The 9,218-nt window shown below is 67.3% G+C and carries 8 protein-coding genes and 1 pseudogene; 6 read left to right on the forward strand and 3 right to left on the reverse strand.

All coding sequences use genetic code 11. From position 1 onward, the window contains the following. A partial coding sequence (locus WA317_RS14965) for an acyl-CoA dehydrogenase (protein ID WP_425173777.1) occupies positions 1-803 on the forward strand: 803 nt, incomplete at its 5' end. Positions 804-1,152: 349 nt separating this feature from the next. Here WA317_RS14965 and WA317_RS14970 read toward each other — a convergent pair. Further along, positions 1,153-2,505 carry an acetyl-CoA C-acetyltransferase gene (locus WA317_RS14970; protein WP_425173778.1) on the reverse strand — a complete coding sequence of 451 codons (1,353 nt, stop codon included), beginning with the start codon at positions 2,503-2,505 and terminating at the stop codon, positions 1,153-1,155. Between the two features lie 131 nt (positions 2,506-2,636). Between WA317_RS14970 and WA317_RS14975 the strand changes: the two genes are divergently transcribed. Then, a complete protein-coding gene (locus WA317_RS14975) occupies positions 2,637-4,001 on the forward strand; it encodes a 3-oxoacyl-ACP reductase (RefSeq protein ID WP_425173779.1) in 1,365 nt (454 codons plus the stop codon). 10 nt (positions 4,002-4,011) lie between these two features. Beyond that, positions 4,012-4,857, forward strand: coding sequence for a MaoC/PaaZ C-terminal domain-containing protein (locus WA317_RS14980; protein WP_425173780.1), 846 nt, complete (start codon positions 4,012-4,014; stop codon positions 4,855-4,857). Here WA317_RS14980 and WA317_RS14985 read toward each other — a convergent pair. Both WA317_RS14985 and WA317_RS14990 read right to left on the reverse strand, forming a co-directional pair. Next, entirely contained in the window at positions 4,854-5,495 is a 642-nt protein-coding gene (locus tag WA317_RS14985; protein WP_425173781.1) for a TetR/AcrR family transcriptional regulator, read from the reverse strand. The two genes, WA317_RS14980 and WA317_RS14985, sit on opposite strands and share 4 nt — an antisense overlap. Before the next feature lie 97 nt (positions 5,496-5,592). Next, positions 5,593-6,756: a glycoside hydrolase family 3 N-terminal domain-containing protein gene (locus tag WA317_RS14990; RefSeq protein ID WP_425173782.1), complete on the reverse strand. Its 1,164-nt coding sequence runs from the start codon at positions 6,754-6,756 to the stop codon at positions 5,593-5,595. A 137-nt stretch (positions 6,757-6,893) separates the two neighbouring features. Between WA317_RS14990 and WA317_RS14995 the strand changes: the two are divergent. The 3 genes and pseudogenes from WA317_RS14995 to WA317_RS15005 all read left to right on the forward strand — a co-directional run. Beyond that, positions 6,894-7,058, forward strand: a pseudogene (locus tag WA317_RS14995) (DUF2613 domain-containing protein); the annotation flags it as partial. 175 nt (positions 7,059-7,233) lie between these two features. Beyond that, entirely contained in the window at positions 7,234-7,407 is a 174-nt protein-coding gene (locus tag WA317_RS15000) for a DUF2613 domain-containing protein (RefSeq protein ID WP_084707240.1), read from the forward strand. A gap of 9 nt (positions 7,408-7,416) precedes the next feature. After that, positions 7,417-9,218: DUF3367 domain-containing protein (locus WA317_RS15005; RefSeq protein ID WP_425173783.1), on the forward strand; the 1,802-nt coding region annotated here is incomplete at its 3' end.

Raw genomic sequence — 9,218 nt, forward strand, 5'->3', positions numbered from 1 at the left:
TCACCCACCACCCGGATGTGCGGCGCAGTCTGATGACGCAGAAGGCTTACGCCGAAGGTCTGCGCGCGCTGTACCTGTACACGGCGACCTACCAGGACGCCGCGGTGGCTCAGGCGGTACACGGTGTCGACGCCGACCTGGCGGTGCGGGTCAACGACCTGATGTTGCCGGTCGTCAAAGGCGTGGGGTCCGAGCAGACCTACGCCAAGCTGACCGAGAGCCTGCAGACCCTCGGCGGCTCAGGCTTCCTGCAGGACTACCCGCTCGAGCAGTACATCCGTGACTCCAAGATCGACTCGCTCTACGAAGGCACGACCGCGATTCAGGCGCAGGACTTCTTCTTCCGCAAGATCGTCCGTGACAAGGGCGTAGCCCTGGCGCACGTCGCCGGGCAGATCGAGGAGTTCGTCAAGAGCGAGTCCGGCAACGGCCGGCTGAAAGGTGAGCGCGAGCTGCTGGCCACCGCACTGGCTGACGTGCAGGCGATGGCGGCCTCGCTGACCGGCTATCTGATGGCCGCACAGGAGGACACGTCCAGCCTCTACAAGGTCGGCCTGGGCTCGGTGCGCTTTCTGATGAGCGTCGGTGACCTGATGATCGGTTGGTTGTTGCAGCGCCATGCCGCAGTGGCCGTGGAAGCCCTCGATGCCGGCGCCAGCGGCGCTGACCGGGCGTTCTACGAGGGCAAGATCGCGGTGGCATCGTTTTTCGCCAAGAACTTCCTGCCGCTGTTGACCAGCACCCGTCAAGTGGTCGAGACGCTGGACAACGACATCATGGAACTCGACGAAGCAGCCTTCTGATCTGATAGAACGCGAGATCCCCGGCACACCGTGCCGGGGATTTCGCATCTGCTGGTCGTGTGCCAGGCAAAGGGGCCGTCGCTGCATCCCCTCTGCGCAGCGGCGGCCCCTTAGCCCGACACGGCCTGGACGGTCGATTCAGGGATGCCCCGCGTTGCCATCGGGTCGGGGGTCGGACGACAACGCGGAGCTATCCGGCCAATCGGCTACCCGTCCACTTCTGTTACCAAACCGCCGGCGACGATGCAGAGCGCAGCGATGAGGAGGAGCGGCGCACCAAATCGCCGGCGACGATGCAGAGCGCAGCGATGAGGAGGAGCGGCGCACCAGACCGGCCGGACCGGCCCCGTCAGGCTTCCAGGATGGCGGCGACGCCTTGACCACCGGCGGCGCAGATGGAGATCAGGGCGCGCACCGGAGCATCTGTCGAACCGCTTCGCTCGGCCTTCTTCGCCGCGACCTGCTTGGCCGCCTGAGCAAGGATGCGTCCGCCGGTGGCGGCGAAGGGGTGACCGGCGGCCAGCGACGATCCGTTCACGTTCAGCTTGGAGCGGTCGATCGAACCCAACGCGGCGTCCAGCCCGAGCCGCTCCTTGCAGTATTCGTCGGACTCCCAGGCCTGCAGATGCGCCAAGACCACCGAGGCGAAGGCCTCGTGGATTTCGTAGAAGTCGAAGTCCTGCAGGCTCAGGCCGTTGCGGGCCAGCAACCGGGGCACCGCATAGGTCGGCGCCATCAACAGGCCGTCTGCGCCGCTGACATAGTCGACCGACGCGGTCTCGGCGTCGACGAAGTAGGCCAGCGGCGTCAGCGCGTGCTCAGCGGCCCAATCTTCGCTGGCCAGCAGAGCAACCGAGGCGCCGTCGGTCAGCGGCGTTGAGTTGCCGGCGGTCATCGTGGCGTCGCCCGCCTTCACCCCGAACACCGGCTTAAGCTTCGCCAGCTTCTCCACCGAGGCGTCGGGGCGCAGGTTGTCATCGCGGTAGAGCCCCAGGAACGGCGTCACCAGGTCATCGAAGAAGCCGCGGTCGTAGGCAGCAGCCATGTTGCGGTGGCTGGCGGCAGCCAGCTCGTCCTGCTCGACGCGCTTGATGCCGAACTGCTTGGCCGTGATGGCCTGGTGCTCGCCCATCGACAGGCCGGTGCGCGGCTCGCTGTTGACCGGGATCTCGACGCCCAGGCTGGCGGGCAGCTTGCCAACCAGCTTCAGCCGCTGGACGTTGGACTTCGCGCGACGCAGGCCGAGCAGGTTGCGGCGCAGGTTGTCGCCCAAACCGATCGGCGCATCTGATGTGGTGTCCACACCGCCTGCGGCAGCCACCTCGTAACGGCCGGCGGCGATGCCGTCGGCCGCCGCGATCGCGGCCTGCAGGCCGGTGCCACAGGCCTGCTGCAGATCGAACGCCGGCGTGTACGACGACAACGCCGAGCCCAGCACGCACTCGCGCGTGAGGTTGAAGTCACGGCTGTGCTTGAGCACTGCACCGCCGATGACGGCGCCCAGCTTCTCGCCGGAAAGGTTGAAGCGGTCGATCAGTCCGCCCAGGGCCGCGGTGAACATGTCCTGATTGGACGCCTCTGCATAGGCACGGTCCGAGCGGGCGAACGGAATGCGGTTTCCGCCCAGCACCGCGACGCGTCGCCTGGACTGCAGGCTCTCCTTGGCAGGCGGGGTGGTCGTGTTTGATGTATCGGGGGCCACGTTTGTCTCCGTCAGTTGGGGTTATCCGCGGATAAGGGTCATACTACCCACTGTTCTTACTCTCCAGTAAGTTCGGTCCTTCGGTACGGTCGCCGATAGACGGCACGCTCGACAGGGAAGGCAGCAACGCAGTGGCGCCCAAGGTTTCATCGGATCTCTTCTCCCAGGTCGTCAACTCCAGTCCCGGGTCGTTTTTGGCAAAGCAGCTCGGCGTTCCGCAGCCCGAAACACTCCGCCGTTATCGGGCCGGCGACCCGCCCCTGAAGGGGTCACTGCTGATCGGCGGTGGAGGCCGGGTGGTGGAGCCGCTGCGGGCGGCGCTGGACGCGGATTACGAAGTGGTGAGCCACAACCTGGGCGGCCGCTGGGCTGACTTGTTCGGCGGACTGGTCTACGACGCCACCGGTATCACTACCCCGGCCGGCTTGAAGTCGCTGTACGAATTCTTCACCCCGCTGCTGCGAAACCTGGGCGCTTCCGGCCGGGTAGTCGTCATCGGCACTACTCCCGCCGAGGCCGACAGCGCCGACGAGCAGATCGCGCAGCGTGCTCTGGAGGGCTTCACCCGCTCGCTCGGCAAGGAGCTGCGGCGCGGGGCCACCGTTGCGCTGGTCTATCTTTCGCCGGACGCCAAACCGGCCGCCACCGGCCTGGAGTCGACGTTGCGGTTCATCCTCTCGGCCAAATCTGCCTATGTCGACGGCCAGGTCTTCTACGTCGGCCCGGCCGACTCCACCCCGCCGGCCGATTGGGACCGTCCGCTCGACGGGAAGGTCGCGATCGTGACGGGCGCCGCCCGCGGCATCGGGGCGACGATCGCCGAGGTGTTCGCCCGGGACGGCGCCAAGGTCATCGCGATCGACGTCGAGGCCGCCGCCGAGGCGCTCGCCGAAACGGCCACCCGGATCGGCGGGACGGCGCTGACGCTCGACGTCACGGCCGACGACGCTGTCGACCGGATCACCGAGCACCTGCGTGAGCACTACAACGGACGCGCCGACATCCTGGTCAACAACGCCGGAATCACCCGCGACAAGCTGCTGGCCAACATGGACGAGGCCCGCTGGGACGCGGTCGCCGCCGTCAACCTCCTTGCGCCGCTGCGTCTCACCGAGGAATTGGTGGACAACGGCATCATCGGCGAAGGTGGTCGGGTGATCGGGCTGTCGTCCATGGCCGGTATCGCCGGCAACCGTGGACAGACCAACTACGCCACCACCAAAGCCGGCATGATCGGGCTGACGCAGGCGCTGGCGGCCAAGCTGGGCGAGAAAGGCGTCACGATCAACGCCGTCGCACCGGGATTCATCGAAACTCAGATGACCGCGGCGATACCGCTGGCCACCAGGGAAGTCGGCCGCCGGCTGAATTCGTTGTTCCAGGGCGGCCAACCGGTGGACGTCGCCGAGACCATCGCCTACTTCGCCAGTCCGGCGTCGAACGCAGTGACCGGCAACGTCGTTCGGGTCTGTGGCCAAGCCATGCTGGGTGCCTGAGGAGATTACCGTGACGCAACCAAGCGGATTGAGAAATATGCTGCGCGCAGCGGCGGGCTCATTGCCCTTCGTGCCGCGCAACGACCAGTTGCCCACCCGAACGGTGACCGTCGACGAGTTGCCCATCGATCGCGCGAACGTCGCCGCCTACGCCGCGGTGACGGGGCTGCGTTTCGGCGACACCGTCCCGCTGACGTATCCCTTCGCGTTGACGTTCCCGACGGTGATGTCGCTGGTCACCGGATTCGACTTCCCGTTCCCCGCCATAGGCGCAGTGCATACCGAAAACCACATCGCGCAGTACCGGCCGATCGCGGTCACCGACACGGTCGGCATCTCCGTGCACGCCGACAACCTTCGAGAACACCGCAAAGGCATCCTGGTGGACATGGTGACCGACGTCAGCGTCGGCCACGACACCGCGTGGCACCAGGTCACCACCTTCCTGCACCAGCAGCGCACCAGCCTGAGCGATGAACCGAAGCCGCCGCCGCAAAAGCAGCCCAAATTGCCGCCACCGACCACCGTGCTGAAGATCACACCGGGGCAGATCCGCCGTTACGCCTCGGTCGGCGGCGACCACAACCCGATTCACACCAACTCGATCGGCGCAAGGCTATTCGGGTTCCCGACCGTCATCGCACACGGAATGTTCAGTGCCGCAGCAGTACTGGCCAACATTGAGGGGCAACTCGGCGACGCCGTGACGTACTCGGTGCGGTTCGGGAAACCGGTGCTGCTGCCCGCCACCACCGGGCTTTACGTCGACCGCAACGAGAGTGGTTGGGACCTGGTGCTGCGCAACATCTCCAAAGGATACCCGCACCTCACCGGCACGATCCGGAATCTGGATTAGCCGGAGCCGGCGGCGGCGGTTGGCGCGGAGTCGACGACGTCGCGGTCGCCGGGCGCGCCTTTGAGTCCGCGCCAGAACAGGTTGATCATCAGCTCGGCCGCTCCGTCGACGTCGGTGTCACCGGTGCTGAGCCGGGTGGCCACCGCCTCGCCGGCTCCCACCAGAGCCACGGCCATCATGTCGAAGTCGGTGCCCGGGTCGGGGTTTCGGGTACCCGTGCGCAACAGCCCGGCGACCAGTTCGTTGATCCGCTCGCGGCCCTCGCGCACGGTGTGCGCGAACGTCTGGGAGCTGGTGGCCTGGGTGTACATCACGATCCAAGACGCCCGGTTCTCGTCGATGTAACGCATGAACGACAGAATCGCGTTGCGCAGCAGATCTTTAGCGTTTTGATGCGCGTCGATGTCGGCGCGCACCGCGTCGATGAACCGGGTGATCTCACGGTCGAGACAAGCGCCGAACAGATCCTCTTTCGAGCCGTAGTACAAATACAGCATCGGTTTGGAGATCTCCGCTCTGGCCGCAATCACGTCCATGGATGTCTCGTGATAGCCGTTGACCGAGAACATTTCGACGGCGGCGTCGAGCATCTGCTGCTCACGAACAGCCCGCGGCAGGCGCTTGCTTCCACCTGCCATGATTCGTCCTCTTTGAGCTCTTCGCGCCGTGGCTCGGCGTGTACCTCATTCAAGGGTAAGCACTGCGGTCATTCCGCACACATCGGGAGAACTCGTCTCAGTGGCTGCAGGACGCGTTCGGCCCCTTCACGGCAGCCATCCGCAACACCGAGGCATCGACGGCCGGCATCGCCAACTCCCCTGCGGCGACGGCCTTCTGCAGTCGGTCCAAGACGGCGGACACCTCGTCGGTGGTGACCCACAGCGCGACGTCGCTGCCGGCCTGCAGCGTGCGCAACACCGCTTCGGCCACGCCGTACCGGTCGCTGACCGCTGCCATGCTGGACACGTCGTCACTGATCACCGGCCCGTTGAACGGCGGAGCGCCGTAGCCCGTTCCGTCGCGCAGCAGTTGAACCGCGGGCCGGCTCAGACTGGCCGGATCGTTGCCGGTCAATCCGGGAACCTGCATGTGACCGATCATGACTCCCACTGGAGACGTCGTGACCAGGGTGCGGTAGGGCACCAGATCGTTGCTTTGCAGGTCGGTGAGCGGCGGGGTGGTCACCGCACCGGTGTGCGAATCCCCGGAGCCGTGCCCGTGGCCCGGGAAGTGCTTGAGCACCGGCAACAACCCGGCGTCGCGCAGTCCGCGCGCGTACGCGCCGGCGTAGGTCGTGACCACCGCCGGGTCGGCGCTGAACGAGCGGTCGCCGATCACCGTGTCGTCCGGGGCGTTGCTGACGTCGACCACGGGCGCCAGGTCGATGGTGATACCCAGCCCGCGCATTTTCCGGCCGCGCTCCAGCGCCAGCTGGTACACCTCGTCGGCGCTTCGAGTCTGCGCCAGTACCCGCGCCGACGGAGCCGACCCGATCAGCGACGACAGCCGCGACACCCGGCCGCCCTCCTCGTCGACGCTCACCGCCAGCGGCAGCGGGCCCGCCTTGCGCGCGATATCGGACAGCGAGCCGTCGGTCAGCATCGACAGGTTGGTCTTGCTGCCGATGAAGACGCCGCCGACGTGGTAGTCACTGATCACCGACCGGGCGTCGTCGGCGTCACGCACGCCGACCATCAGCAGCTGGGCCAATTTATCGTGCACCGACAACGCGGCCACCACGGCGGCCGGATCACCGCAGGCCGGCGGGATCGGCTTGGCAGCCGGCTGGCGGGCCGCCGCGGACGTGGACTTGGGCGACTTCGACGACGTCGAAGCGTGGCCGCAAGAGACCATTAGCGCCGCCGCGGCGAACACGGCGAGGGTGCGCGGAAAAGGCATCCGCCCATGCTGTCACGACACCGTCCGCTGCCCGCACCACCCCGGATGCCGTTCCGGCGGGCGAAAGGCTCAGCCGTCCCCCAAGCTCAGTTTCCGGTACGTTGGCGACGAGCCACACCAACCCGAGGAGCCTTTTCATGACCCGGTTCCTGCTGCCCGTCGGGGCCAGCATCGCAGCCGGCCTGATGCTCGGCGCGGCAGCTGTGTTCGGAGTCACGTTGGTCGTCCAGGGTGAGCCCCAACCGCTCGATCAGCGGTACGAACAGTCGGTCGAAGCCAACCAGGTGCAGTACGGCGACCGCTGCGATGACGACGATGACGAGGGCTGCTTCTCGTCGAACCACGTCCGGCACGGAAACAGCATCCTGCCCTGATGCGGGTTTGCCGCGCGACGGCGTAGGGCACGCAAGCGGGCGTTGACCGCGATTCTGCTAAGTTGGCGGCAACCACGATCGCCAGGCCTGAGGAGAGCCACCGATGAACCGGTTCGTTGCGCCCGCCGCAGCCAGCATCGTGGTCGGCTTGTTGCTGGGCGCCGCCGCGATCTTCGGAGTGACGCTGATGGTGCAGCAGGACACCAAGCCGCCGCTACCCGGTGGTGACCCGCAGTCGTCGGTGCTCAACCGGGTCGAGTACGGCAACCGCACCTAACTGGCGACGATGCGGGCCGCGACGGCCCGGGGAGCAGCCGGGCAAACCGGGTATCGCCTGGTCACGACACAGGCCGCCGCTACGCAGGCGGCATCGCCAGGTGGACAGCCGGTACCACGGCGCCGGCTATGGCTGGTCGCGACCGCGGCGCTGATCCTGAGTTTCGCGCAGTCACCCGGTCAGATCTCCCCCGACACCAAACTCGACCTCACCGCTAACCCGCTGCGGTTTCTGGCTCGGGCCACCAACCTCTGGAACAGCGAACTCCCGTTCGGGCAGGCGCAGAACCAGGCGTACGGCTACCTGTTCCCGCACGGCAGCTTCTTCCTTCTCGGCCACCTGCTCGGGCTGCCCGGGTGGATCACCCAGCGGCTGTGGTGGGCACTGCTGCTCACAGTCGGATTCTGGGGGCTGCTGCGGGTCGCTGAGGTCCTGGGCATCGGCAACCCGGCCTCCCGCGCGATTGCCGCGGCGGCGTTCGCACTGTCGCCCCGGGTGCTGATCACCCTGGGATCGATCTCGTCGGAGACGTTGCCGATCATGCTGGCGCCGTGGGTTCTGCTGCCGACCATCAAGGCGCTGCGCGGACATTCGGAGAACTCGGTGCGGCGGCTGGCCGGCCAAGCCGGACTCGCGGTGGCGTTGATGGGAGCGGTCAATGCCATCGCGACGCTGGCCAGCTGCCTGCCCGCGGTGATCTGGTGGGCATGTCACCGCCCCAATCGACTGTGGTTGCGCTACACCGGATGGTGGTTATTCGCGCTGCTGCTGGCGACGCTGTGGTGGCTGCTGGCGTTGATCCTGCTGTTCCACATCAGCCCCCCGTTCCTGGACTTCATCGAGTCCTCCGGCGTGACGACACAATGGTCGTCGTTGGTGGAGGTGCTGCGCGGCACCGACAGCTGGACGCCGTTCGTGGCACCCAACGCCACCGCGGGCGCGCACCTGGTCACCGGGTCGGTCGCCATCCTGGCCACCTCCCTCGTGGCCGCCTGCGGGTTGGCAGGTCTGGTGGTGCTCGCCGGCGAAGAAACCTCGGGCACCGGTCGGCTGGTGACGATGCTGTTGACGGGAATCGGCCTGTTGGCTGCCGGCTACGCGGGCGGGCTGGGCTCCCCGCTCGCGCACCACGTGCAGGCGTTCCTGGACGCCGACGGGGCTCCGCTGCGCAATGTGCACAAGCTGGAGTCGGTGATCCGGATCCCGTTGGTGCTCGGTGTGGCGGGACTCTTGGGCCGCATCCCGTTACCGGGCAGCGCTCCGCGCCCGGTGTGGCTGCGTGCCTTCATGCATCCCGAACAAGACAAGCGGGTCGCGGCCGGAGTCGTCGCCCTGGTCGCCCTGGTGGTCGGCACGTCGCTGGCGTGGACCGGGCGGCTGACGCCGCCCGGAGCGTTCAGCGCGATACCGCAGTACTGGCATGACACCGCCGACTGGCTCACCGAGCACAACCGCGGCGCACCGACCCCCGGGCGGGTGCTGGTCGTGCCGGGCGCGCCATTCGCCACCCAGGTGTGGGGCAACAGTCACGACGAGCCGCTGCAAGTCCTCGGCGACAGCCCCTGGGGGGTGCGCGACTCCATTCCACTGACACCGCCGTCGACCATCCGCGCACTCGACTCCGTGCAGCGCCTGCTCGCGGCCGGACGGCCGTCGGCAGGGCTCGCCGACACCCTGGCCCGCCAAGGCATCAGCTATGTCGTCGTCCGCAACGACCTGAACCCCGACACGTCACGCTCGGCGCGCCCGCTGCTGGTGCACCGCGCCATCGCCGGATCGCCCGGCCTGCAGCCAGTGGCGCAGTTCGGCGC

Origin of the sequence: Mycobacterium sp. (genome assembly GCF_049802695.1) — a bacterium.
Lineage (GTDB): Bacteria > Actinomycetota > Actinomycetes > Mycobacteriales > Mycobacteriaceae > Mycobacterium.

Coding starts and splice junctions, on each gene's coding strand:
- WA317_RS14985 (WP_425173781.1), bottom strand. CDS start 5,495: ATGGCAGGTGGAAGCAAGCGCCTGCCGCGGGCTGTTCGTGAGCAGCAG.
- WA317_RS14990 (WP_425173782.1), bottom strand. CDS start 6,756: ATGCCTTTTCCGCGCACCCTCGCCGTGTTCGCCGCGGCGGCGCTAATG.
- WA317_RS15000 (WP_084707240.1), top strand. CDS start 7,234: ATGAACCGGTTCGTTGCGCCCGCCGCAGCCAGCATCGTGGTCGGCTTG.